We start from the raw sequence: 24,950 nt of genomic DNA on the forward strand, positions 1-24,950 counted from the left end.
CTCCTCATCGGGCCGGGGCCGCGGCAGGTGGCCGGGTCCGGGATCCTTTGGCGGTGTTTCCGGTTGGTTCGGTATGCCCGCCGATCCTACACCGCACGGCACCTCCGTAGAGTGGGGCGCATGTCCGACACCGATGCCGCACCCGCCCGCCTCGTCGTCCTGACCACCGGCGGAACGATCGCCTGCACCAGCGACCGCCAGGGCCATCTGCTGCCAGCCCTCGACGGGGAGTCGCTCGTCCGGCCGATCGCCGACCGCTTCCCCGCCGGTTCCGTGGAGGTCGAGGTCCGCGAGATCGCTCACGTCGATTCCGCGTCGATGACGCTGGCGGAGGTCGACGAGCTCAATGCCGTCATCCACGAAATCCTCGCCGACCCGGGCGTCGACGGCGTCGTGGTCACCCATGGCACCGATTCGATGGAGGAGACGGCGATGGCCGTCGACGTCTTCCACGACGACGCCCGCCCGGTGGTTTTCACCGGCGCGCAGAAGCCGTCGGATGATCCGGAGGCCGATGGCCCGAACAATCTTTTCGAGGCCATGGTCGTCGCCATGGACGCCTCCGCCCGCGGCATCGGCGTGCTCATCGTCTTCGGCCACGCGGTGCTGCCGGTGCGCGGCGCGGTGAAGTGGCACACCACCGACGAGCTGGGGTTCGCCACCAACGCGCCGGAGGATCCCGTGCGGCCGAGTCCCCTCCCCCTCCATGAGCTTGACGACGTCCGCGTGGACATCATCCCCGCCCACGCCGGCAGCGACGGGTCCTTCGTCGACGCGGCTCTCGCCGCCGGTGCCAAGGGCCTGGTCGTGGAAGGGATGGGCGCAGGAAACGTCGGCACGGCGATGGCCGCGGCGATCGGCCGCGCCCTCGACGCCGATGTGCCGGTGGTCATGTGCACCCGGGTACCGCGCGGCGACGTCCACGGCACCTACGGCGGCGCCGGCGGCGGCGCGACCCTGGCGGCGCGCGGCGTCGTCGGGGCGGGCTGCGTCCACGCCCCGCAGGCGCGCATCATCCTCGCCGCCGCCATCGCCTCCGGCGTGCACCCGCAGACGCTCTTCTAGGGCCTTCCACCAGCGTCGCCACCGGCCCCACTGAATCAGCCGGTCCCGCCGGTGTGGTCGTCCCCACCGTTCTCGCCGGGTTCACCGGACTCACCGTTGTCTCCCGTGGCGGGCTTGGCCGGCTGATCCGCCCATTCGGCGGCGTCGTCGTGCTCGGAGAACCATTCCTCCCAGTCGAGGCTGCACAGCGGCGAGCATTCCCGCAGGTCCGGATCATCCTCGGGGAGGCTGATCCCCCGCCCGGGCCCCGTCGTCCTCGACTCGAACCGCACCGACACCACGCCGTGGCCGGACCCCTGCACCCACCCGTGGCCGTGCTCGGGGTGGTGGACGTCGGAGGTCGGCGCCCATTTCGAATCGGACGCGCGGAACGTCGGCAGCGCCCCGTCGCCGGTCAGCTCGACCAGCCCGGCGGGCACGTCGGCGAGACCGGGCACGGTGTCCTCGACGACCTGGCCGCGGTCGAGCTCGGGAAACAGCACCGCCTGCATCGTCGCGTCGAGCCCCGACAATCCCACGCCGACCAGCCGCACCGGCCCGATCGACGCGGGGTCGAACGCCAGCCGGTGGGCCACCGACAGCAGCGTCTCCACGTCCTGGGTCGCGTACGGCAGCGTCTCCGACCTCGTGTGCAGGCTCAGATCGGCCAACCGGACCTTGACGGTGATGGTGCGGGCTCCGCGGCCGTCGGAAAGCAACCTGCCGTGCGACTTCCGCCCGGCGCGCTCGATCGCCGAATGCATCTGCGCGGTGGATTCGAGGTCGCGCGGGTAGGTGTACTCGGCGGAGATGGACTTGGCGATGTCCCTCTCCTTCACCGGCCGATCATCGATCCCGCGGGCGAGCAGCTGCAGCGCCGGCCCGACGGTGCGCCCCAGCGTGATCTCGACGTCGCGGCGCTCGAGCGCGGCGAAGTCCGCGATGGTCTCCACGCCCTGGGCCTTGAGCTTGGCTTCGGTGACGGGACCGACTCCCCAGAGCTTTCCGACGGGCAGCGGGTCGAGCAACTCGTGCTGCCTCGATTTTTCGATGATGTACACGCCATCCGGCTTCGCCAGCCCAGAGCCGATCTTGGCGAACTGCTTGCCCGGCCCCGCACCGATCGAGGCGGGCAGGCCGGTCTCCTCGCGGATGTCGGCGCGCAGCCGGTGGGCCCACTCCTCCACCGTCGACGCGTCGGCGCCGGCGAGTTCGGCGGGTTCCATGAAGGCCTCGTCGACGCTGAGCTGCTCCACCACCGGCACCCGGTCGCGGATGAGCGAGAACACCCGGCGCGAGACGGGACCGTAGATGCCCTTGCGGGGGCCGACGACGACGGCGCCGGGCGGCATGAGGCGGCGGGCCTGCATCATCGGCATCGCGGAATGGGCACCGTGGGCGCGGGCCTCGTACGAGCAACCGGCGACGACCCCTCGGCCGCCGACCCCGCCGACGAGGACCGGGCGGCCCGTGAGCGTCGGCCGGGTCAGCTGTTCGATGGACGCGAAAAACGCGTCCATGTCGATGTGCAGGACCCAGCGATGCATGACTGCACAGCATAGGCGGCGGCTCCCGCTCAGGCCGCGTCGGCGTCCCCGCCCTTCTTCGCCCGCACGTGGGACCGCGCCGCCAACAGCGACAGCGCGTACTCCGCGGCCACCGGCGGCACGTCCATCGCATTGGCCACGCCCAGGATCACGTCCTTGGCCCACTGCACCGGCACCGCCTTGCCCAGGCCGAGGAACCGCAGCACCCGCACCCCGGGATCGAGGGCATCGGAATCGGCGAGCAAACGCATGTGGCAGAAGGACGTCTCCCCCAGGCCGTGCACCCGCAGCCACTCGTTGCGCAGCGCCATCGGGCTGATGCGCAGGCGACGGCGGAAGCTCTCCATCCCCACGATCCCGGCATCGTCGAGCACCGTGGCGGCCTCCTCCGCAATGGTCGTCTTCAGCCGACCGGCGATGCGATTGCGCGGGAACACCGGGCGCCTGGCCGCGGGGTTGCCCTCGATCACCCGCACGGGGCCAGCGCCCGTGAGCCCCGGCAGGTTCCTCAGCGCCACCGCCAAATCCCACGGCGTCACGGAGGCAATGCCCTCCTCCATCTGCCAATGCCGCCACCGGTCGACGATGCGATCGACGTCGATGTTGCGCGCCCGCACCGAAAACACCGCGTCGATGATGCACTCGGCCATGTCCGCCCGCCGCGCCCACGTCCACGGCCACGTCGCGCCCGGCCCGAACTCCTCTTCCAGCAACCGCACCACCGCATCGACGGTGCCCAGGTACTCGAGCTCCTCCGGCCCCGGATCCTCGCGGTCATCCCACCCCATGTAGTCGACCCCCGGCGCATCCATCCCCGGCCCGAACATCCCCGGCATCTCCATCCCCGACTCGCCCATACCCGACTCGTTCATCCCCGGTGTCCCCCTCGTCGTCAGCGGGCGGCGGACCTTCCGGCGCCCGACGACGGCAACGCTAAGGCCACCGCCTCCCGGATGCAGCTCGGGAGGCGGTGGCCTCGGGTGCGATTGTGGATGGATCGGGGGCTGTGGAAAAACCCCGCGCCCTCCTACGCCTTGGCGACGTCGGCGGTGGTTCCGTCACCCAGATCGTGGGCCAGCGCCGCGCCATCGACGACGACGTCGAAGGACGTGGCCAGCACCTCGCCGGCGATGAGGTCCTTGTGGCGCTGCGCCCACTCGGCGCGCTGCGCCGGGACGTTCATGGTCACGGCGATGCGGTCGGTGATGTCCAGGCCGCTGGCCTTGCGGGCGTCCTGCAGGCCGCGGATGCGGTCGGCGGCCCACCCGCGGGCCTCCAGCTCCGCGGTGACGGTCATGTCCAGCACCACCAGGCCATCGACGCCATCGACCTCGGCGGTCGACTCGGCGTTCTCGGCGACCAGGCGGCGGGTGTACTCGCCGTCCTCCAGCGCGATGCCGCCGGCGACGACCGTGCCATCGACGACCTCGTAGTCGCCGGACTTCACGGCCTTGATCACCGTCTGGACGTCCTTGCCCAGGCGCGGGCCCGCGGCACGGGCGTTGACGGCGACCTCGAAGCGGCCGACGGACGCCACGTCCTCGGTGAGCTCCACGTCGTCGACGTTGACCTCGTCGCGGATGATGTCCTTGAACGGCTCCAGCGCATCGGCGTCCGGGATGGCCACGGTCAGCTTCGGCAGCGGCAGGCGGTTGCGCAGCTGGTGCGCCTTGCGCACGCGCGACGACGCCGAGCACACCGCACGGACGTCGTCCATCGCGGCGACGAGCGCAGCGTCGTCGGCAAGCTCATCTGCCGTCGGCCACGGCGCGAGGTGCACCGAGCGACCGCCCGTCAGGGACTTCCAGATGACCTCCGACGCCATCGGCAGCATCGGCGCGGCCAGGCGAGTCAGGGTCTCCAGCACCGTGAACAGGGTGTTGAAGGCCTCCGGGTGCTCCTCGTCGCCCGCCCAGAAACGATCGCGGGAACGGCGCACGTACCAGTTGGTCAGGGCGTCGCAGAACCAGCGGATCTCATCGGTCGCCCCGGCGATGTCGGTCGCCTCAAGCTTGTCCGTGGTCGCCTTCACCGTCGCGGCCAGCTTGGCCAGGATGTAGCGGTCGAGCACGTTGCCCGAATCCGTCGCGCGCTGCGCCGGCTTCGACGCGTAGAGCTGCAGGAAGGAGTACGCGTTCCACATCGGCAGCAGCGCCTGGCGCACGCCGTCGCGGATGCCCTGCTCGGTGACCACCAGATTGCCGCCGCGCAGGATCGGCGAGGACATGAGGAACCAGCGCATGGCGTCGGAACCGTCGCGCTGGAAGACCTCGTTGACGTTGGGGTAATTGCCCTTGGACTTGGACATCTTCAGGCCGTCGTTGCCCAGCACGATGCCGTGGGCGACGACCTTCTTGAACGCCGGGCGGTCGAACAGCGCCGTCGACAGCACGTGCAGCGTGTAGAACCAGCCGCGCGTCTGCCCCGAGTACTCGACGATGAAGTCCGCCGGCGAGTGGGAGTCGAACCACTCCTTGTTCTCGAACGGGTAGTGCTTCTGCGCGAACGGCATGGAACCGGACTCGAACCAGCAGTCCAGGACCTCCGGCACGCGGCGCATCATCGACTTGCCCGTCGGGTCATCCGGGTTCGGGCGGACCAGCTCGTCGATGTCCGGGCGGTGCAGCGACTTCGGGCGCGTGCCGAAGTCGCGCTCGAGCTCCTCCAGCGACCCGTAGACGTCGACGCGCGGGTACTCCTCGTCGTCGGAGACCCACACCGGGATCGGCGAGCCCCAGTAGCGCGACCGCGAGATGTTCCAGTCGCGCGCGCCCTCGAGCCACTTGCCGAACTGACCGTCGCGCATGTGCTCCGGCATCCACTCGATCTGCTCGCGGTTGAGCTCGACCATGCGGTCGCGGAACTTGGTCACCGCGACGAACCACGACGGCAGCGCCATGTAGATCAGCGGCTCGCCCGAGCGCCACGAGTGCGGGTAGGAGTGCTCGATGGTCTGGTGGCGCACCACGCGGGCCGCGGACTTCAGGTCGCGGATGATGTCCTTGTTCGCGTCGAAGACCAGCTGGCCCTGGTACGGCGCAGCCAGGGACGTGAACTTGCCGTCCATGTCCACCGGGATGACCACCTCGATGCCGTAGCTCTGGCAGACGTTCATGTCGTCCTCGCCGAAGGCCGGGGCCTGGTGGACGATGCCGGTGCCGTCCTCGGTGGTCACGTAGTCGGCCACGAGGATCTGGAAGGCGTTGGGGTGGTCTGCGAAGAAGTCGAAGATCGGCTGGTACGTCAGGCCCTCGAGCTGCGCGCCGGAGTAGGTGGCCACGACCTCGCGGTCCTTGCCCAGCTCCTTGGCGTAGGCGGCCACCAGGTTCGACGCCAGCAGGAAGGTGCGGCCGGCGAACTCCGCCAGGCCCTTCTCGCCCACGCGCACCAGCGAGTACTCCACCTCGGGGTGCACCGCCAGCGCCAGGTTCGACGGCAGGGTCCACGGGGTGGTCGTCCAGGCCAGCGCGGCGGCGTCGGAAAGCTCCGGGTGCTCGGCCAGCGTCGACTCGCCCGCCGACCCCGCCACCGCACCGGTGACCGGGAAGGTCACCGTCAGCGTCGGGTCCTGGCGCATCTTGTACGAATCGTCCAGGCGGGTCTCGTGGTTCGACAGCGACGTGTGCTCGGCCCACGAGTACGGCAGGACGCGGAAGCCCTGGTAGATCAGGCCCTTGTCGTAGAGCTCCTTGAACGCCCACATGACCGACTCCATGAAGCCCGGGTCCATGGTCTTGTAGCCGTTGTCGAAGTCGACCCAGCGAGCCTGGCGGGTGACGTACTCCTGCCACTCGTTGGTGTACTCCAGCACCGACGAGGCGCAATACTCGTTGAACTTGGCCAGGCCCATGTCCTCGATCTGGCCCTTGTCGGTGATGCCCAGCTGCTTCTCGGCCTCCAGCTCGGCGGGCAGGCCGTGGCAGTCCCAGCCGAAGACGCGGTTGACCTGCTTGCCGCGCATGGTCTGGTAGCGCGGGACGATGTCCTTGACGTAGCCGGTGAGCAGGTGCCCGTAGTGCGGCAGGCCGTTGGCGAACGGCGGGCCGTCGTAGAACACGTACTCCTCGTCGCCGTCGCGCTCGTCGATCGAGGCCTGGAACGTCGCGTCGGACTCCCAGAAGTCGAGGACTCGTTCCTCGAGGGCGGGGAAGCTGGGGCTGCCGGAGACGTCGCCGAACTGGTCGGTGCGCGGGTAGGCGCCGCCTGCGGGGGTGGGCTTGTTCACGTGGGTCCTCCATGGTCGCTGGCCCCGGCCGGAGCCGGGGAGTGCCACGGGGACGCCTGTCGGCGCGGTACCACCCCGCTTGGCCGCCCGCCTCCCGGTGGGGAGGCGCATGGCCCGCTCATCGTCCGGGCTGTGCGGGCCCGACCCGTCCGGTTCTACCGGGCCCCGGCCCCCTCCCGCGGTCTCCCGCGGGGATGGGCCGGCGCCTTTCTTCCGGAACGCTCCCCGGTGATTGCCGGATCACTGCGCATACAAGGCATCAGTATAGACCGGCCGCCCCGCAACGGCGAAGCGCCCGCCTCCTCCCCCGCGTCGTTGCGGGGATGGGGGCGGGCGCCGGGCGGCCGGGTCCGCTTTGCGACGGACCGGCGCGCGAGCTTCGTCGCCGTGCTCGGGCGATTCGGCCTAGTTGTTGTAGCCGTCGGCCGGAGCGGCCGTCTCGCGGGAGTTGAGCTCGTCGAGCTGGGACTCCAGGAACGTCTTCAGGCGGGTGCGGTACTCGCGCTCGAAGATGTGCAGCTCCTCGATGCGGCCCTCGAGCGCCTGCTGCTGCTCCTTGACCGTGGTCATGATCTCGGTGTGCTTGCGCTCGGCGTCGGCCTGCAGCTCGGCGGCCTTCTCCTGCGCGGTGGTCACCGTCGCGGTGGAGCGGGCGTCGGCGTCGGAGATCATCTGCTCGGAGCGCTGGCGGGCGTCGTTGAGGGTGTTCTCGGACTCCGTCTGCGCCTCGGTGATCATCTGCTCGGAACGCTGGCGAGCGTCGGCCAGGGTCTCGTCGGCCTCGCGGCGGGCGCTGGTCAGCGTCTCCTCCGCCTCGCGGCGGGCGCTGGTCAGGGTCTCCTCGGAACGGGCATCGGCGTCGGAGACGGTGGTCTCGGCGTTGGTGCGGGCGATCGACAGCATCTCGTCCGACTCGCGCTTGGCGTCGGAGGTCAGGCGGTCGGCCATCTCCTGGGCCAGGCCCAGGACGCGGGCGGCCTGCATGTGGGTGTCGGCCGTGGCGACCTCGCCGTTGTCGACGGACGCGGCCGGAGTGGACACGAACGACTGCTGCTGGGTGCCGGCGTCGGAATCGGTGCCGGACACCGAAGCGGCCTCGGCGCGGGACTCGGCCTCGGCGGCGCGCTCCTCGGCCTCGCGGACGCGGTCCTCGGCCTCCTCGCGCAGGCGGGCCGACTCCTCGTCGAGGCGGCGCTCGTAATCGGCGCGGACCTTGGCCTCGATGGAGGCGCGCAGGGCATCCTCGTCGACGTCCGACGACGAGTCGACGGCCACCGGGGCGGCGGCGGGGACGGAACCGCCGGAGCGGGCGTCTTCGAGATCGCGCTCGAGATCCTCGACGCGGAGTCGCAGATCCGCGTTCTCGTCCTGGAGCTCGCCCAGCGCGTCCTCGACGAGGTCGAGGAACTGGTCGACCTCGTCCTCGTTGTAGCCGCGCTTGCCAATCGGCGGCTTGCTGAACGCGACGTTGTGCACATCAGCTGGAGTCAGCGGCATGGAGAGTTCCCCTTCAAAATTTGTGGACGCTGTATTTTCACGGAAATCCCAGCCAACCGTGGCCGGGAACCCGCACGTCGGAATCGGGCTCCCGCCCGGGATCCGGACGGAAGAAAACGATCCTCGAACGACGATACTTGTTTCTTCCCGCCCCATACTACCGACATCACACCTGCAACACACGTCAAGTGCACCCCGAAAACCCCAGGATGCACCCGAGTTCGGTCGAACCACTCCCGCCCCAAACTCTAAACCTCCCGCTCAACCTGGGACTTTGACCTTCTGTCCCCCGCGGAGGCCGCGGCGGACGCGACGTCGGCAAATTCCCGCGCCTCCCCGCAATTTCCCGGAAAATCGCCCCACTTCCGGCCCAATCCCGCCCCACTTCCACCCCACCTCCGCCCGACTCCCCACCAATTCGGGATCGTCTCGGGATCTACTCGGGATCGACCCGGGATCAGTTCGGGCCCATGTTCGCCCGGCAAACACGAAACCGGCGGGCCACCAGGTGGTGGCCCGCCGGTTTACCGGGGCGTCAGAAAGCGATGCCCTGCAGCACCATGCGGATGATCATCAGGATGAAGAAGAGCACGAGCACGGACATGTCGAGCTGCACTCCGCCCATCGGCATGGGCGGGATGACCTTGCGCAACGCCTTGACCGGAGGGTCGGTGACGGTGAAGATCACCTCGCCGACCATGGAGAAAATCCGGCCCGGCTGCCACGACCGCGAAAACGACTGGATCATCTCGATGACGATCCGCGCCAACAGCAGGTACGTGAACAGCTGGACGACGATGAGGAGAATGCCGAAGAAAGTCTGCACGCCTAGATCTTAGACGGACATGCGGTCACGCTCGACGTCGGAGAGCTCGACGCCCTCCGGCAGCAGCGTGAACACGGTGCCGCCCTCGGTGCGCTGGATGCGGCCGCGCAGGGCGAAGGCCAGACCGGCGACGAAGTCCAGGTAGCGCTTGCGCTCGGCGGGCTCCAGATCGACCAGGTCGAAGACCACGACGTCGTTGTCGCGGAAGGTCTCGCCGATGACCTTGGCCTCGGAGAACTTGTCCAGGAACTCCGTCTTCGGCGTGATGTGGTGCACCGACGGGGCGACCGGGCGGTCCAGCGGGCGCAGGTGCGGGCGGCTGTAGGAATCGTCGCGGTCCGCGTCGCGCTCGGTACGGTCCTCGCGGTCGTAGTCGCGGATGCCGGCGCCGCGGGAGTAGCCGCGGTCCGACGAGCGGTAATCCTCGTCGTAGTCGTCGGCGTAGCGGCCGGAGGCGCGGTAGTCGTCCTCGTAGGAGTCGCGCTCGTAACGGTCGGCGAACTCCGAATCGGCCTGCGCGGGGGTCAGGCCGAAGAAGTCAGAGAACTTCCGGGAGATGTTGGACATGTTCATCCTTTGCATGTCGTGGTTCATGGTGCGGTGCTGCCCACAAAGGTACCTGGGCCGCCGGGGATCACCGGGCCGACACGCCCGGCCGGAAAACTACTCCTCCACGAGGACGACGACGCCCGCCTGGCGCCCCGTTTTCCCCTCGCGCCGGTAGGAAAAGTACTCCGGTTCGGAGATCGTGCAGCGCGGTTCGGCGTTGATGTTGGTCACGCCCATCCCGTGCAGCTGGCGCATCAGGCCCGCGCGCACGTCGATGCCCGGGGTGCCTTTCGTCGTCACCGTCCGGGACCCCGGCAGGTGCTTGTCGACGTCCGCCGCCATCGCTTCGGGCACCTCGTAGGATTCGCCGCCCGCGGCGGCGCCGAGCAGGGCATGGATGTTCCCGGGAGCGGCGCCGAGTTCGACCATCGCCTCGACGGCGCGGGCGACGATGCCGTTTCGCGCGCCGATGCGCCCGGCGTGGACGGCGGCGATGACGCCGGCGTCGTCGTCGGAAAGCAGGACCGGGACGCAATCGGCGACCAGGACCGCCAGCGCCAGCCCGGGCACCGTGGTGACCACGGCGTCGGTGGCGGGGACGGGCTCGTCGCGGGGGCCGTCGACGACGGTGACCGTGTTGGAGTGGATCTGCTCCATCCACACGAACCGCGCGGGATCCAGGCCCATGCCCTCGGCCAGGCGGCGGCGATTGGCGGCGACGGCGGCCGGATCATCGCCGACGTGGTCGCCGAGATTGAAGGAGTCGTACGGGGACGCGGAAAACCCGCCGCGGCGGGTGGTGAGCACCTTGCGCACGCGGCGGGTTCCGCTCCCCTGCGGGGAGGTGGGGTTCATCGGTCGGGGCCTACGCCCAACCCGGCAGGTCGAGGCCGTCGTCCTGCTGGCCGCGGTCATCCCGGCGGTCGTCGCGGCGGTCATCGCCGCGGTAGGAGCGGCGGTGCTCGCCACGGTAGGAATCGTCGCGGCGGGTGAACAGGCCGCCGGAGACGTCGGAGCGCGGGGTGAAACCGGAGTCGCGGCGGTCGTCGCGGTCATCGCGGCGATCATCGCGGACGTCACGGGCGTCGCGGGCATCTTCGCGCGGGGCCGGCTCGCGGTCGCGCTCGCCGGCGCCCAGGTTGTCGCCGCCGGGAAGGGCGCCGGAACGCTGGTCGGACTCGGCCTTGGGCTGCGACGGGGTGACCGTGGCCTTGCGGGCGCGGTCTTCGAAACCGGTGGCGATGACGGTCACGCGGACCTCGTCGCCCAGGTTGTCGTCGATGATGGTGCCGAAAATGATGTTCGCGTCGTCGTCGGCCTGCTCCTCGACCAGCGAGGCGGCCTGGTTGACCTCCATCAGGCCGATGTCGGAGCCGCCGGCGAAGGACAGCAGCACGCCGGTCGCGCCCTCCATCGTGGTCTCGAGCAGCGGCGAGTTGATGGCCATCTCCGCGGCCTTCTGCGCGCGGTTCTCGCCGCGGGCCGAACCGATGCCCATCAGCGCCGAGCCGGCCGACGCCATGACGGAGCGGACGTCCGCGAAGTCCACGTTGATCATGCCCGGGGTGGTGATCAGATCGGTGATGCCCTGGACGCCGTTGAACAGGACCTCGTCGGCGGCGCGGAAGGCCTCCATCATGCCGATGTTCTCTTCGCCGATCTGCAGCAGGCGATCGTTCGGGATGACGATGAGCGTGTCGCAGGCTTCCTTGAGCTGCTCGATGCCTTCCATCGCCTGCTTCGTGCGGCGCTTGCCCTCGAAGGAGAACGGCTTGGTGACGACGCCGACGGTCAGCGCGCCGGCCTTCTTCGCGATGGACGCGACGACGGGGGCCGCACCGGTGCCGGTGCCGCCGCCCTCGCCGGCGGTGACGAAGACCATGTCGGCGCCCTTGAGGGTCTCCTCGATCTCGTCCTTGTGGTCTTCGGCGGAGGTGCGCCCGACCTCCGGGTTCGCACCGGCGCCCAGGCCACGGGTGGCCTCTCGGCCGATGTCGAGCTTCACGTCGGCGTCGGTGAACATCAGGGCCTGCGAGTCCGTGTTGACGGCGATGAACTCGACGCCCTTCAGACCCTCCTCGATCATGCGGTTGACGGCGTTGACGCCGCCGCCGCCGACTCCGACGACCTTGATCACGGCGAGGTAGTTATTCGGGGAGGTCATGTGGTTCTGCTCGCCCTTCCTTTGATTGCGTTCCCGGCTTTCTTGTCCGCCCCATCATCGTCCATGGACTGGCGCAGATCCGCCACCGACGGCCCGGCGTGTCGGTACCCTCAAGTAAAGGTTGAGGGCTAGTTTGGTGCGCGGATCGCCCGATTGCGCAATCACTTGCGCATCGCGTTCGCGATCAGTTTCGCACGGTCGGCTCGACCGGGTTGGACACGTTCCAGCGCTGCCCCTCGCGGTCCAGGACGATCTCCGCCGCACGGCCCTTTTCCTTCGCACGGTCCGACGAGCCGAAGTAGATTTCGCGGCCATCGTGCAGGTTGAGCGCAATTTCCGTCGCACCCGGCGCATCGACGCGGGCGACTTCGCCGCGGACGCGCTCCGGCAATGCGGCCAGCACGTCGAGCACCGCCCGCACCGCATCCGGGTCGGGGTCGAGCTTGCCCGGCTGCGGGTCCTCGACGCGCGGGACGCGGACCATCTCGACGCTGCCCGGCGGCGGCGGGGCCACGAGGAATTCCTTGGCCTCCGCGTTGAACAGGTGCTCGCCGTCGGTGGCGCGGATGTGCACCAGCGCGGTGTGCTCGACGACCTCGACCGTGATCGCCGACGGCCACGAACGGCCGACCGTGACCTTTTCCACCCACGGCTGCGCGGCGACGGAGCGCGCCGCCGCGCCGGTGTCCACGCGCGCGAGCTGCTCGCCGGTGGAGATCCCCGTCGACTCGGAAATCGCGGCGGCGTCGCCGTTGACGACGCCCTCGACGCGGATCTCCTTCACCGTGGCCACCGGGGTGAACCACAGCACCGCCCACGCGATCGCCGCGACGGCGAGCAGCGCCAGCACGATCAGACCGGCGCGCTTGGCGCCTCCGCGGCCACGCATCAGTCCAGTTCCCGCAGGATCTCGTCGGCGAGCATGGTCACGCTGCCGGCGCCGATGGTCAGGATCACGTCATGCGGCCCGGCAACCTCGCGGACGCGCTCCGGCGTGCTGGTGAAGTGCGGTTCGAACACCACGGGGACGGTGACGTCCCGGGCGATCAGCGCGCCGTCGACGCCCGGCTCGGGCTCCTCGCGGGCGCCGAAGACGTCGAGGACGATGACGCGGTCGGCCAGGGACAGGGCCTCGGCGAACTCCGCGGAAAACGCCTTGGTCCGCGAGTACAGGTGCGGCTGGAAGACGGCGACGACGTTGCCCTGCCCCGCCTCGTCGACGAGCTCGCGGGCGGCGCCCAGCACGGCCCGGACCTCGGTCGGGTGGTGCGCGTAGTCGTCGTAGACGCGGGCGCCCTCGAACTCCCCGGCGCCGATGCGGCCGTGGTAGTCGAAGCGGCGGCGCACGCCGGTGAACTCGCTGAGCCCCCGGGCCATGCGCACCAAGTCGGCGTCGACGAGACCGCCGCCGACCAGCGCCGCCAGCGCGTTGAGCGCCATGTGGCGGCCGGGCTGGCGCAGCTCGAAGCTCACGCGGTCGCCGAGGACCGTCGCCTCGACGCGGGCGCCGCCGCCGTGGGCGGTCCACCCGTGCAGCACGCCGCCGGGCTCCAGTGCCGGGTGCGCCTCCAGGGCCTCGGGCCCGCCGTAGCCGTAGACGCGGATGCCCGCGGCCGCGGCGCGCTCGCCCAGTGCGGCGGCGTGCTCGTCTTCGGCGCACACGACCAGCGCGCCGCCGTCGACGATGCGCCCGGCGAAGGCGTCGAACACCGCGTAGTACTTCTCGGCGGTGCCGAAGAAGTCCAGGTGATCCGGCTCGATGTTGGTGACCACCGCGACCTGCGGCGAGTACGTCAGCAGCGATGCGTCGGACTCGTCGGCCTCCGCCACGAAAACGTCGCCGCTGCCCTGGTGGGCGTTGACGCCCGCCTTCGACATGAGGCCGCCGACCGCGAAGGACGGGTCGAGGCCCGCGGCCTGCAGCGCGGCGACGCTCATCGACGTCGTCGAAGTCTTGCCGTGGGTGCCGGCGATGAGCACGGCGCGATTGCCCTCGAGCAGCATGCCCAGCACGTCGGACCGCTTGAGCACCGGGATGCCCAGCTCACGGGCCCGCGCCAGCTCGGGGTTGGTGTCCGGGATCGCGGCGAAGGAGACCACGATGGCCTCCGGCAGGCTTCCCGACGAGTCGAGGTTCGCCGCGTCATGCCCGATGCACACCGTGGCGCCCATGGCGCGCAGGCCGACCACCGCGCGGGAATCCTTCATGTCCGAACCGGACACGGTGACGCCGCGGGCCAGCAGCAGGCGGGCGACGCCCGACATTCCGGCGCCGCCGATGCCGATCATGTGCACGCTGGCGGGCAGGGCCCCCGGCTCGCGGGAGGAACCGGCGGAGCCGGTGGAGCCGGTAGAGCCGTTGGCGCCGTTGGTGGTGGAATCGCTCATCTGGTGGTCACCTCGGGGGAAGAAGCCGGGCCGGGGGCCCGGAGGGCTGACAACTCTTCAAGATTATCCGGCACGACTAGTGCGCGGTCCCCGCGGTCATCCGCGGGGCGTCCCGGTCGCGGCCGCGAGGACCCTCCGGGCGATCGCCGACGCCGCATCGCGGTGGCCGGCGGCCGCGGTGGCGCGCGCCATGCCGGCGAGGCGGTCGGCGTCGGAAAGCAGGGGGATGACGGTGTCCCGGATCGACGCCGCGGTCAGCGAGGAATCGGCGACGAGCAGGCCGCCGCCGGCCTCGACGATGTCCGTGGCGTTGAGGGCCTGCTCCCCGTTGCCGTGCGGCAGCGGGACGTAGACGGCGGGCAGGCCGACGGCGGAGATCTCCGCGACGCTCATCGCGCCCGACCGGCACAGGATCAGGTCCGCGGCCGAATACGCCAGATCCATCCGGTCGACGTACGGCACGGCGACGTACGGGGTCTCGGCATCGGCTCCGGTGCCCTCCGGCAGCGTCACCGTGTTCTTCTTGCCGTGGGCGTGGAGCACCGCGATGCCCTTGGCGGCGAAGTCGGCGGCGGCGCCGGAGGCGGCCTCGTTGATGCTGCGCGCGCCCTGCGAACCGCCGGTGACGAACAGCACGGGGCCCTCGGCGGGCAGCCCGAAGAACTCGCGGGCCTCGGCGCGCAGTGCGGCGCGGTCGAGCGTCGACAGCGCGGCGCGCACCGGGATGCCCACCACGTCGCCGTCCATGCCGGAGCCCGACACGGCGGTCAGGCCCTCGCCGCCGAGCTTAACGCCCAGCTTGTTGGCCATGCCGGCACGGGCGTTGGCCTCGTGGACCAGGAAGGGGATGCGGCGGCCGCGGCGGCACGCCAGGTACGCGGGGGCGGAGACGTAGCCGCCGAAGCCGATGACGGCGTCGGCCTCGACCTCGTCGAGCACCGCCCGCGCCTCCGACACCGCGCGGGCGACGCGCAGCGGCAGCTTGACCAGGTCGCCGGAGGGCTTGCGCGGCACCGGCACCGGCGGGATCAGTCGCAGGTCATAGCCGCGCGCCGGGACCAGGGTGGTCTCCAGGCCGCGGTTGGTGCCCAGCGCCGTGATGCGCGCGTCGGGCGCAATCTCGCGGATGGCGTCGGCCACGGCCAGCGCGGGCTCGATGTGGCCCGCGGTGCCGCCGCCGGCGACGACGATCGACAACGGACGCCCGTCCGGCTTGGCGAAGTGCCGCGCCTGCGCAGTCCCTCCGGTCACCTGATCCTCCTGTCGGGGCCGCCCGGCCGGCGGTTGCCGCGGCCTCGGGGACGGCGATCCCCTCGTTCGGATTCACGGTACCGCTCCGCGACGCCGCGCGAGGAACCTCCGGCGCGGCCTCCCCTGATCCCGTCGCGCGAGCGCGGGTCGGGGCGGGCGGCCGTCGCGGTGCGGGCGGTGCGGGTGGGCGGGGTTGCTTCGCGACGCCGCTGTCGGCCCTCGAAACGATCGCCCACGACATCGTCGGAACCGGTGACCGGCGGGCCGAAACGGCGGGTGTCCCGGTGGCCGCGCGTCGGCCGGTCCTCGCGACGCGACGGGTCGTAGGGCAACGGCTCGGGCAGGCCGAGGATGCGGTCGATCGCCGGGCGACCGGAGGTCTGCATGGCCGACACCGACTCCGGCTCGTGCCGGGCGCAGGTGGCCAACAGGCCCATGGACAGCAGGGTCACGATCGCCGAGGTGCCGCCGGCGGAAATCAGCGGCAGCTGCAGGCCCGTCACCGGCAGCACGCCGACGACGTAGCCGATGTTGATGAACGCCTGCACCACCGTGGCCAGCGTGATCGTGCCCGCCATCAGGCGCAGGAACGGGTCCGCCTGGCGCTGGGCGACCCGCAGGCCCACCCAGCCGAGCGCGGCATAGAGCAGCACGACGATGATCGCGCCGAGGAAGCCGAGCTCCTCGCCGATGATGGCGAAGATGAAGTCGTTCTTGGCCTCGGGCAGATAGAACCACTTCGCGCGCGACTGGCCCAATCCCACGCCGGTCATGGAGCCGTCGGCAAGCGAAAGAATGCCCTGATAGGACTGGTACGCGGGCCCCTGGGTCTCGTCGAAGCGACCGAAGAGGGTGTTGAAGTACACCGAAATGCGCGCCGAACGGAAGCCCGTCGTCAGCGTGGCCACGGCCAGCACCGCCAGGCCCACGCCGACGATGCCGCCGACGATGTAGCGCGGCAGGCCCGCGAACCACATCAGCGCCAGGACCACGAAGCCCATCGACGCCACCATGCCCAGGTCGCGCTGGAAGAACACCAGGCCCAGGACCAGCGCGGAGACGATGCCGAACGGCACGACGATCTGCTTGGGGTCCGTGGCCGTGCGCATGCGCTCGGCCAGGAACTTCGCGCCCCACACCGCCAGCGCGACCTTCGCGACCTCCGACGGCTGCATGGACACGCCGCCGACGTAGATCCACGACTGCGCGCCGGTCTCCTCCATGCCGACGCCGATGCCGGGGATGAGCACGAGGATGAGCAGCGCGAACGCGACGATGAGGCCGAAGGCGGCGAGCTTGCGGATGATCTCCACCCGCACGCGCATGACCACCCAGAACGCGACCAGGCCGACGGCGACCATCGCCGCCTGACGGATGAAGACGCCCCAGACGCTGCCGTCGGTGCCCGACGACGCCATCGACGACGACAGCACCATGACCAGGCCGATGCCCGTCAGCAGCGCCGTGATGGCCAGCAGGACGTGGTAGTCGAACAGCGGGCGCGAGATCCAATCGCGCAGCATCGCGCCGGTCTCCGCGCCGCGGCCCTCCCGCTTGGCGCGGTTCATCGCGGGTCACCCTCGGTGATGGCGGGGGCCGCGGCGTCGGCCGGCGAGCCGGTCGCGGCACGGGCGCCGGCGGCGAAGAAGTCGCCGCGCTGCGCCATGCCGGTGAACATGTCCAGGCTGGCGGCGGCGGGCGCGAGCAACACCACGTCGCCGGGTTCGGCGGCGCCGGCGGCCGCGGAGCACGCCTGCTCCATGGCCACGGCCGGATCGGTCTCCCCGATCACCGTCACCGGCAGTCCCGGCGACGCGGCGGCGAGCGCCTCGGCGATCGCCGGGCCGTCGATGCCGAGCACCACCGCCGAGCGCATGCGGTGCGCGTGGTCGGCGATGAGCCCGGAGACGTCGGCGCCCTTGAGCTGGCCGCCGGCGACCCACACCACGGAGTCGTGGCCGCGCAGTGCGGCGTCGGCGGCGTGGGGGTTGGTCGCCTTGGAATCGTCGATCCAGTCGACGCCGCCGTGCGAGTGGACGACCTGCCCGCGGTGGGCGCGGACGGTGAAGCCGGCCAGCGCGGAGGCGATGTCCGCGGCGCGCACCCCGATGGATCGGGCCAGCGCCGTGGCCGCCAGCGCGTCGAGAACGCCGGCCGGGCCCGGGGGCGAAATGCCCTCGACCGGCGCGATGTCCACGCCGCCGAGCGGGGATTCCTCGTGCGGCTCGTCGGTGGTGCGGTCGCCGAAGGCGCGGTCGACGATGCGGCCGCCGACGACGCCGATCTGGCCCTCCTCCGGCTCGCCGACCGTGAAGCCGACGTCAGCCGGCGCCAGACGCCCGGCATCGGCCAGGGCGGTGACTTGCTTGACGACGTCACCGTCGTCCAGTCCGTAGACCGCCACCCCGCCGGTGAGCGCGATGGCCTTGTCGGCGCCGTAGGCGTCGTAGGAGCCGTGCCAGTCGATGTGGTCCTCGGCCAGGTTGAGCAGCGCACCCGCGTCGGGGCGCAGCCCGGGGGCCCAGTGCAGCTGGAAGCTGGACAGTTCCGCGGCGAGCACGTCGACGCGGTCGTCGGCGGTGAGCGCGTCGTGCAGCGCCACGCCGATGTTGCCGACCGCCGCGCCACGGTCGCCGAGCATGGCGGCGAGCATCGCGGTCGTCGTGGTCTTGCCGTTGGTGCCGGTGACCACCAGCCACGTGCGCGGGGCTCCCCACGCACCGGCGCGATCGCCGGCGAAGGCCACGGCCACGTCGCCGACGACCGGGACGCCGGCGTCCGCGGCGTCGACCAGCAGCGGCGTGTCCGGGCGCCAGCCCGGGGAGGTCACCACGGCCGCGGCGTCGGAAAGCAAGGCCCGTGCCGCATCCGAGGTGCACCATGCCACGCCGTGCGAGTCGGCCATGGGCCGGCCGCGCTCAGCGGAATCGTCGACGAGGTGGATCGCGGGGCACCCGAGGTCGCGCAGCAGCTTGATCGCGCCCTCCCCCGACACGCCCGCGCCGGTGACCAGCACCGGGCCAGAGCACACCAGCGCCACCAGATCCATGGACGTGCCGGGCGACGTCATCGCAGAACCCCCGATTGCATGAGCCAGTCGGAATAGAAGATCGCGGAACCGAGCATGTTGAAGATGCCCGCCAACAGCCAGAAGCGGATGACGACGGCCGTTTCGGCCCAGCCCTTCGCCTCGAAGTGATGGTGGATCGGCGCCATGCGGAACGGGCGCTTGCCCGTCGTCTGGAACGCCGCGATCTGGATGGCCACCGAGGCGACCTCCAGGACGAAGATGAAGCCGATGATGACCATGAGCAGCTCGGTCTTGGTCACGAACGACAGTCCGGCGATGAGGCCGCCCAGCGCCAGCGAACCGGTGTCGCCCATGAAGATCTTGGCCGGGGCCGCGTTCCACCACAGGAAGCCCAGGCACGCGCCCAGGCCGGCGGCGGCGAGGATGCCGACGTCGAGCGGATCGCGGACGTCGTAGCAGCCGGCGCCGATGGCAACGTCGCAGGAGTTGCGGAACTGCCAGAAGGCGATGGCCGTGTACGTGCCCAGCAGCAGCGCCACCGCGCCGGCGGCGAGGCCGTCCAGGCCGTCGGTGAGGTTGACCGCGTTGGTCCACGCCGCGATGACGATGAACACGAACACCAGGAACACGATCATGCCCAGCCACACCGGGCCGGGTGCGAGGTTCCAGGTGGTGATGTCGCGGGCGAAGGACAGGCTCGTCGAGCCCGGAGTGATGCCCGAGGCGTCCGGGAACTGCAGCAGCAGCACGCCGAAAATCAGCGCGGCGGCCAGCTGGCCGATGAGCTTCGCCGTCTTGTTCAGCCCCAGGTTGCGGCCCTTGTACAGCTTGATGAAGTCATCCGCGAACCCCAGGCCGCCCATGGCCAGGGTGAGGAAGAGCACCAGCAGGCCCGAGGCCGAGGGCCCCGCGCCGGTCTGGAAGAAACCGATGGCGTGCGAGCCGAAGTAGCCCGCGAGGATGCCGGCGATGACGGCGATGCCGCCCATCGTCGGGGTGCCGCGCTTGCGCAGGTGGCTCTTCGGCCCCTCCTCGCGGATCTCCTGGCCGATGCCCTCCGCGGAGAAGCGGCGGATCAGCACCGGGGTCAGGAAGACCGACACGATGAACGCGAAGGCTCCGCTGTAGATGAGTTGAGTCACTTGCCTCGCCTCTCGGTCGAATTCTCATGCGCCGCCGGCGCCAATGCGTCGGCGACCCGCCACAGGCCATCGGCGTAGGACGCCTTGACCAGCACAACGTCTCCGGGCCGCAGGCCCGCCGCGACCGCCTCTGCGGCGTCGTCGGGGCCCGGCGCCCGCACAGTATTTAACCCCATGGTCTCCGCCTCGTCCGCCAGGGCGCGCACGTTGGCGCCGTCGCCGACGGCGACCAGGCGGTCGACGCCGTGCTCGGCGAGGTACCCGGCCAGCGCCGAGTGCTCGCCGACCGCGGTGTCGCCGAGTTCGCCCATCTGGCCGAGCACGGCCCACGAGGTCGCGCCGTCGCGGGCGGCGGTGGCCAGCACCAACGCATCGATGCCGGCGCGCATCGAGTCGGGGTTGGCGTTGTACGAGTCGTTGATCACCGTCGTGCCGTCGCCGCGCTGTCGCATCTCCATGCGCCGCTCGGAGGCGGCGAGGTGGGAGCTCAGTCCCTCGGCGACGGCGGCCGGGGCCAGGCCGGCCTCGATGCCGACGGCCGCGGCGGCCAGCGCGTTGGGCACCTGGTGGGCGCCGTGGACCTTCAGCTCCACGCGGTGGGCGGAGCCGTCGGGGCACTGCAGGGTGAAGGAGGCCCGGGCCAGATCGTCGACGGCGACGTCGGTGGCTCGGTAGTCGGCCGCCTCGGAGTCGACGCCGAAGGTGACCACCTTCGCGCGGGTGCGCGGCGCCATCCCGGCGACCAGCGGGTCGTCGGCGTTGAGCACGGCGACTCCCCCGTCGGCGGCGTCGGGGAGCGCTTCGACGAGTTCGCCCTTGGCCTGCGCGATGGTCTCGCGGGATCCGAATTCGCCCAGGTGGGCGGTGCCCACGTTGAGCACGGCGCCGATGCGCGGGGGCGCGATGCGGGCCAGGTGCGCGACGTGGCCGATGCCGCGGGCGCTCATCTCGGCGACGAGGTACCGGGTCTCGCGCGTGCAGCGCAGCACGGTGTACGGGTGGCCGATCTCGTTGTTGAACGATCCCTTCGGCGCGACGGTCTCGCCGTCGGTGCGCAGGATCGTGGCCATCATGTCCTTGACGGAGGTCTTGCCGGCCGACCCGGTGACCCCGACGACGACCAGGCCGTCGGCGGCCAGCTCGTCGACGTCGCGGCGGGCGAGCTTGCCCACCGCCTCGAGCACCGCGGCCCCGGAGCCGTCCGGGTCGTGCGCGAAGGCGTCGGCGTTGGAGTCCTGGGCGCCCAGGGGCTTGACGACGACCGCCGGCACCCCGACCGGCCTCGCCGCCAGCACCAGCGCGGCGCCATCTGCCGTGGCGCCGCCGGCGAAGTCGTGGCCGTCCGCGCGGGCGCCGGGCAGCGCCAGGAACACTGAGCCGGGGACGATGCGGCGGGAATCGAATTCGACGGGACCGGCGACCGGGGTCTGCGGGTCGGCGTCGTGGAGCTCGCCTCCGACGATGTCGGCGATCTCCCCCGCGGTGCGCTGGATCATCTAGCTCTCCCCCTCGTGATCGTCGCGGGCCGCACTGCCGTCACGGCGGGAGTCGCCGTCGCGGCCGGCGCGGCGCAGCAGCGCCTCGCGGACCTGCTCGCGGTCGTCGAAGTGGTGCTGGACGCCGTTGATCTCCTGGCCGGTTTCGTGGCCCTTGCCCGCGACGACGACGGCGTCGCCGGCTTCGGCAAGGCCGATGGCCAGATCGATGGCCTCGGCGCGGTCGCCGATGTTCTCGACGCGGATGGCGTCGATGCCGACGGCGGCCGAGCGCTTCTCGGCGGCTTCCACGGCACCGTCGGTGACGGCCTCGCGGATGGTGGCAGGGTCCTCGGTGCGCGGGTTGTCGTCGGTGACGATGACGACGTCGGCGACGCGGGCCGCCTCGGCGCCCATCAGGGGCCGCTTGGAGGAGTCGCGGTCGCCGCCGGCGCCGACGACGGCGATGACGCGGCCGACGGTCTGGGCGCGCAGGGTGCGCAGCACCTCGCCGACCGCGGCGGGCTTGTGGGCGTAGTCGACGACGGCGAGGAAGTCCTGGCCCTCGTCGATGCGCTGCATGCGGCCGGGCACGGCGACGCGGGCGATGCCCTCGGCGGCCTCGGGACCGGCGGCGCCCAGGGCGGCGAGCGCAGCCCACGCGACGGCGGCGTTGGCGATGTTGAACGCGCCCGGCAGCGGCACGTCGAGATCCACGGGGCCGCCCGGGCCCGTCAAGGTCACGTGCTGGACTCCGTTGTCGGCGACCGAGACCGAGCCGGCGCGCCATGTCGCCTGCGGCGCCATGCGGGAACCGTCGTCGGCGATCTTCGCGTCCTCGGCGTGGGGCGTGCCCACCGTGTCCACGGTGACGCCGGGGGCGGCGGCGATCTCCGCCATGCGGCGGCCCCAGGAATCGTCGACGCAGGAGACCACGCGCGGTGCGTGCAGCGGCGACTCGGGGCGGAACAGCGCCGCCTTCGCGTCGAAGTAGTCCTCCAGGCCGTCGTGAAAGTCGAGGTGGTCCTGCGACAGGTTGAGGAAGCACGTCACGTCGAACGAGACCCCGTCGACGCGCCCCAGGGATAGGGCGTGCGACGACACCTCCATGACGACGTGGGTCACGCCGTCGTCAAGCATCTCCCCGAACAGGCGCTGCAGGGCCGGGGCCTCGGGCGTGGTCAGGTGACTGGGCACCGACCGGCCGTTGATGCGGGTGCCCGTGGTGCCGATCAACCCCGTGCGCTTGCCGGCGGCCAGCAGCGCGCCCTCTAGGAGGTACGTGGTGGTGGTCTTGCCGGAGGTGCCCGTGACGCCGATGACCGTCAGCTTCTCCGACGGGCGGCCGTGGATCTCCGCGGAGACCGCCCCGAGGACCGCGCGGACGTCGTCGACGAGCAGCACCGGGCGATCCGGGCCGCCCGCCTGCTCGAGGATGGCCAGACCCGCGGCATCGGTGAGGATCGCCGCGGCCGGAGACTGGTCCGCGTACGACGCGCCATGGACCCGGGTGCCGGGCAGCGCGGCGAACAGGCCGCCCTCCGGGACCTCGGCGGCGTTGAGCTCGACGCCGGAAATGGCGGTGCCGGCGGCATCGGTGGCATCAGTGGCCGGGCCGGTCGCGGACGGCAGCACGGAACCGCCGATCAATTCGGCGAGGTGTCCGAGTGTGACGGTCATGTGCGCTCCTTGTGGGGTCTGGTTCGTGGATTCGGTTGTCGTGCCATCCGGGTGACGCGCCAATGGGTGGCGGGCGGTCACGGCTGCAGGAGGAGGGTGCCCTCTTCACGCGGGGCCGGCGGCACGTTGTAGCGGTTGAGGGCCCACGCGGCGATGTCGCTGAACAGCGGCGCGGCCGATTGGCCGCCCTGCCCGTGGACGCCGCGGACGGGCTCGTCGAGCATGATGCCGATGACGAACCGCGGGTCATCCGCCGGCGCGATGCCGGCGAAGGTGATGTGGTACTTGGAATTCGAGTACCGGCCGGTGTCGGGATCGACCTTCTGGGCCGTGCCCGTCTTGCCGGTGAGCTGGTAGCCCTCGATGCCGTCGCCCGAGGCGGTGCCGGATTGGCGGCCGGTCGGGTCGGACTGCAGCACGGACTGGAACATGTCGCGGACGGTGCGCGCGGTGTCGGGGCTGATGACCTCGACGGGATCCGGGCGCTCGGCCTCGACGACGGTGCCGTCGGGGGCCGTGGCGGACTTGACCACCCGCGGCGCGACGCGCACGCCGTCGTTGGCGATGGTCTGGTAGATCCCGGTCATCTGTAGCAAGGACATGGCCATGCCCTGGCCGATGGGCAGGTTGGCGAAGGTGCCGCCCGACCACTGGGGCCGCTGCGGGACCAGGCCGGAGGACTCGCCCGGCAGCTCGACGCCGGTGGACTGGCCCAGGCCGAAGTCGTGGAGCAGCTCGGCGAAACGGTCCGGTCCCAGCCGCTCGGCGAGCATCAGGGTGCCCACGTTGGAGGACTTGCCGAAGATGCCGGTCGTCGTAAAGGGCTCCGGCCCGTGCTGCCACGCGTCGTTGACCGTCACGCCGGACATGTGGATGGAGCCGGGGACGGTGAGCACCTCGTCGGGCGTGGTCACGCCGTCTTCGATGGCGCCGGCTGCGGTGATGATCTTCGCCACCGAACCGGGCTCGAACGGGGTGGACACCGGGGTGTTGCCGATGTTGCGCCCGTCCTCGACCTCACGGCCGATGTCGCGGTTGGGGTTGGCGGTGTCGGACTGCGCCATGGCCAGGATCTCGCCGGTCTTGGCGTCCATGACCACCGCCGAGGCTTCCTTCGCCCCGGAGTTGTCCTTGGCCTGCTGGACCTGCTGCTGGACGAAGTACTGCATGTCCGCGTCGATGGTCAGCTCGTAGTCGGTGCCGTCGATCGGCGGGTGCTGGTCGCGGGTCGAGCCCGGGATGGCGATGCCGTTGGCGGCGATGTCGACGGTGCGGCCGCCGTTGACGCCCTGCAGCGTCGCGTCGCGCGATGCCTCGAAGCCGAACTGGCCGACGCCGTCCATGCCGATCTTGCCGATCACGTTCGCGCCGACCGCCCCGTTCGGGTACTGCCGGATGTCCTGGCGTTCGGAGACCAGTTCCGGGAAACGCTCGACGACCGCGGCGGCCTTGTCCGGGTCGACGTTGCGCACGAGCACCTCGTAGGTGCTGTTTTCGTCGCGAAGCTTGTCCAGGACCTCCTTCGAGCTGATGCCGCCGGGTGCCTCGCGGATGCCGTCGTCGGCCGGGGCCTCCGGTGCTTGACGACGACGGCTCTCCCGCTCCTTCGCCGCGTCCAGGTCGGGCACGCCGAGCATCTCGGGAAGGGCGTCGGCGATGTCGCGCAGGCGCTCCTCGTACTCCGGGTAATCCTCGGGCCACAGCTGGTGGGCGTGCTCGAGGTGGGCGCGCAGGCTCGACGGGTGCGCCGTGATGCTGCGGGCTTCGAGGGTGAAGGCCATCGACGCGCCGTTGCGGTCGGTGATGGCGCCGCGGCGGGCGGCCTCGACGACCTCGATGGTGCGCTGATTCTGGGCCTTCGCGGCCAGATCCGGACCGGCGACGAGCTGGACCCAGCCCAGCCGGACGATGAGGACCGCGACGATGATCGCGCCGATGACCTGCAGCACCTTGCGGCGGCGGTGGAACTCGCTGCCGGAGACGTCCACCCGCTCCGACGACGCCATCGCCCGATTGCGGCGCGGCGCGGGCCGGGTCCCCGACTCGACGGGGATGCGACGATCCCGGCGATCCCGGAACTGCCCGGAATCGCCGCGGTCGTCAGAAGATCGGATCATGCCTGGTGCCTTCT

General features: G+C 71.1%; 18 protein-coding genes. 1 reads left to right on the plus strand and 17 read right to left on the minus strand.

Going from position 1 to position 24,950, the window contains the following annotated elements; genetic code table 11:
- Positions 1 to 120 precede the first annotated feature (120 nt).
- Positions 121 to 1,065: an asparaginase gene (locus tag ACFWGD_RS03475; protein ID WP_377777158.1), complete on the plus strand. Its 945-nt coding sequence runs from the start codon at positions 121 to 123 to the stop codon at positions 1,063 to 1,065.
- Positions 1,066 to 1,100: 35 nt separating this feature from the next.
- Here the strand turns inward: ACFWGD_RS03475 and ACFWGD_RS03480 are convergent, their stop codons facing one another.
- The 17 genes from ACFWGD_RS03480 to ACFWGD_RS03560 form a co-directional block, all read right to left on the minus strand.
- Positions 1,101 to 2,591 carry a DNA polymerase IV gene (locus ACFWGD_RS03480; RefSeq protein ID WP_377777159.1) on the minus strand — a complete coding sequence of 497 codons (1,491 nt, stop codon included), beginning with the start codon at positions 2,589 to 2,591 and terminating at the stop codon, positions 1,101 to 1,103.
- Positions 2,592 to 2,620: 29 nt separating this feature from the next.
- A complete protein-coding gene (locus ACFWGD_RS03485) occupies positions 2,621 to 3,463 on the minus strand; it encodes a hypothetical protein (RefSeq protein WP_377777160.1) in 843 nt (280 codons plus the stop codon).
- 155 nt (positions 3,464 to 3,618) lie between these two features.
- A complete protein-coding gene (ileS, locus tag ACFWGD_RS03490; RefSeq protein ID WP_377777162.1) occupies positions 3,619 to 6,816 on the minus strand; it encodes an isoleucine--tRNA ligase in 3,198 nt (1,065 codons plus the stop codon).
- A 405-nt stretch (positions 6,817 to 7,221) separates the two neighbouring features.
- Positions 7,222 to 8,313 (minus strand): DivIVA domain-containing protein, encoded by a 1,092-nt coding sequence (locus tag ACFWGD_RS03495; protein ID WP_377777163.1) that lies wholly within the window; start codon positions 8,311 to 8,313, stop codon positions 7,222 to 7,224.
- A gap of 535 nt (positions 8,314 to 8,848) precedes the next feature.
- Positions 8,849 to 9,139 carry a YggT family protein gene (locus ACFWGD_RS03500; RefSeq protein WP_377777164.1) on the minus strand — a complete coding sequence of 97 codons (291 nt, stop codon included), beginning with the start codon at positions 9,137 to 9,139 and terminating at the stop codon, positions 8,849 to 8,851.
- Positions 9,140 to 9,148: 9 nt separating this feature from the next.
- Positions 9,149 to 9,706, minus strand: coding sequence for a cell division protein SepF (locus ACFWGD_RS03505; RefSeq protein WP_377777165.1), 558 nt, complete (start codon positions 9,704 to 9,706; stop codon positions 9,149 to 9,151).
- Between the two features lie 96 nt (positions 9,707 to 9,802).
- A complete protein-coding gene (gene pgeF / locus ACFWGD_RS03510) occupies positions 9,803 to 10,543 on the minus strand; it encodes a peptidoglycan editing factor PgeF (RefSeq protein WP_377777166.1) in 741 nt (246 codons plus the stop codon).
- A gap of 10 nt (positions 10,544 to 10,553) precedes the next feature.
- Positions 10,554 to 11,852 (minus strand): cell division protein FtsZ, encoded by a 1,299-nt coding sequence (gene ftsZ / locus ACFWGD_RS03515; protein ID WP_377777167.1) that lies wholly within the window; start codon positions 11,850 to 11,852, stop codon positions 10,554 to 10,556.
- A 184-nt stretch (positions 11,853 to 12,036) separates the two neighbouring features.
- Complete coding sequence (locus ACFWGD_RS03520; protein ID WP_377777168.1) at positions 12,037 to 12,741, minus strand: cell division protein FtsQ/DivIB; 705 nt, start codon at positions 12,739 to 12,741, stop codon at positions 12,037 to 12,039.
- A complete protein-coding gene (murC, locus tag ACFWGD_RS03525) occupies positions 12,741 to 14,141 on the minus strand; it encodes a UDP-N-acetylmuramate--L-alanine ligase (protein ID WP_377777475.1) in 1,401 nt (466 codons plus the stop codon). The genes ACFWGD_RS03520 and murC overlap by 1 nt, the downstream gene beginning before the upstream one ends.
- Positions 14,142 to 14,336: 195 nt before the next feature.
- A complete protein-coding gene (murG, locus tag ACFWGD_RS03530; protein ID WP_377777169.1) occupies positions 14,337 to 15,491 on the minus strand; it encodes an undecaprenyldiphospho-muramoylpentapeptide beta-N-acetylglucosaminyltransferase in 1,155 nt (384 codons plus the stop codon).
- Positions 15,488 to 17,059 (minus strand): putative lipid II flippase FtsW, encoded by a 1,572-nt coding sequence (ftsW, locus tag ACFWGD_RS03535; protein WP_377777170.1) that lies wholly within the window; start codon positions 17,057 to 17,059, stop codon positions 15,488 to 15,490. The genes murG and ftsW overlap by 4 nt, the downstream gene beginning before the upstream one ends.
- Positions 17,056 to 18,561, minus strand: a complete 1,506-nt coding sequence (murD, locus tag ACFWGD_RS03540; RefSeq protein WP_377777171.1) for a UDP-N-acetylmuramoyl-L-alanine--D-glutamate ligase — start codon at positions 18,559 to 18,561, stop codon at positions 17,056 to 17,058. Before murD ends, ftsW begins: the two co-directional genes overlap by 4 nt.
- On the minus strand, positions 18,558 to 19,664 hold the full coding sequence (gene mraY / locus ACFWGD_RS03545) for a phospho-N-acetylmuramoyl-pentapeptide-transferase (RefSeq protein WP_377777172.1): 1,107 nt from the start codon (positions 19,662 to 19,664) through the stop codon (positions 18,558 to 18,560). The genes murD and mraY overlap by 4 nt, the downstream gene beginning before the upstream one ends.
- The gene (gene murF, locus ACFWGD_RS03550; protein WP_377777174.1) at positions 19,661 to 21,160 is read right to left on the minus strand and encodes a UDP-N-acetylmuramoyl-tripeptide--D-alanyl-D-alanine ligase; all 1,500 of its coding nucleotides are present in this window, start codon (positions 21,158 to 21,160) and stop codon (positions 19,661 to 19,663) included. The genes mraY and murF overlap by 4 nt, the downstream gene beginning before the upstream one ends.
- A complete protein-coding gene (locus tag ACFWGD_RS03555; RefSeq protein WP_377777175.1) occupies positions 21,161 to 22,819 on the minus strand; it encodes a UDP-N-acetylmuramoyl-L-alanyl-D-glutamate--2,6-diaminopimelate ligase in 1,659 nt (552 codons plus the stop codon). It abuts the gene before it with no gap.
- 77 nt (positions 22,820 to 22,896) lie between these two features.
- Positions 22,897 to 24,825: a peptidoglycan D,D-transpeptidase FtsI family protein gene (locus ACFWGD_RS03560; RefSeq protein ID WP_377777476.1), complete on the minus strand. Its 1,929-nt coding sequence runs from the start codon at positions 24,823 to 24,825 to the stop codon at positions 22,897 to 22,899.
- Between the last annotated feature and the right edge of the window lie 125 nt (positions 24,826 to 24,950).

Source organism: Corynebacterium sp. NPDC060344, from assembly GCF_042725215.1.
Classification (GTDB): Bacteria; Actinomycetota; Actinomycetes; order Mycobacteriales; family Mycobacteriaceae; genus Corynebacterium.

Coding starts and splice junctions, on each gene's coding strand:
- ACFWGD_RS03475 (WP_377777158.1), top strand. CDS start 121: ATGTCCGACACCGATGCCGCACCCGCCCGCCTCGTCGTCCTGACCACC.
- ACFWGD_RS03480 (WP_377777159.1), bottom strand. CDS start 2,591: ATGCATCGCTGGGTCCTGCACATCGACATGGACGCGTTTTTCGCGTCC.
- ACFWGD_RS03485 (WP_377777160.1), bottom strand. CDS start 3,463: ATGAACGAGTCGGGTATGGGCGAGTCGGGGATGGAGATGCCGGGGATG.
- ACFWGD_RS03495 (WP_377777163.1), bottom strand. CDS start 8,313: ATGCCGCTGACTCCAGCTGATGTGCACAACGTCGCGTTCAGCAAGCCG.
- ACFWGD_RS03505 (WP_377777165.1), bottom strand. CDS start 9,706: ATGTCCAACATCTCCCGGAAGTTCTCTGACTTCTTCGGCCTGACCCCC.
- pgeF (WP_377777166.1), bottom strand. CDS start 10,543: ATGAACCCCACCTCCCCGCAGGGGAGCGGAACCCGCCGCGTGCGCAAG.
- ftsZ (WP_377777167.1), bottom strand. CDS start 11,852: ATGACCTCCCCGAATAACTACCTCGCCGTGATCAAGGTCGTCGGAGTC.
- ACFWGD_RS03520 (WP_377777168.1), bottom strand. CDS start 12,741: ATGCGTGGCCGCGGAGGCGCCAAGCGCGCCGGTCTGATCGTGCTGGCG.
- murC (WP_377777475.1), bottom strand. CDS start 14,141: ATGATCGGCATCGGCGGCGCCGGAATGTCGGGCGTCGCCCGCCTGCTG.
- ftsW (WP_377777170.1), bottom strand. CDS start 17,059: ATGAACCGCGCCAAGCGGGAGGGCCGCGGCGCGGAGACCGGCGCGATG.
- murD (WP_377777171.1), bottom strand. CDS start 18,561: ATGACGTCGCCCGGCACGTCCATGGATCTGGTGGCGCTGGTGTGCTCT.
- murF (WP_377777174.1), bottom strand. CDS start 21,160: ATGATCCAGCGCACCGCGGGGGAGATCGCCGACATCGTCGGAGGCGAG.
- ACFWGD_RS03555 (WP_377777175.1), bottom strand. CDS start 22,819: ATGACCGTCACACTCGGACACCTCGCCGAATTGATCGGCGGTTCCGTG.
- ACFWGD_RS03560 (WP_377777476.1), bottom strand. CDS start 24,825: ATGGCGTCGTCGGAGCGGGTGGACGTCTCCGGCAGCGAGTTCCACCGC.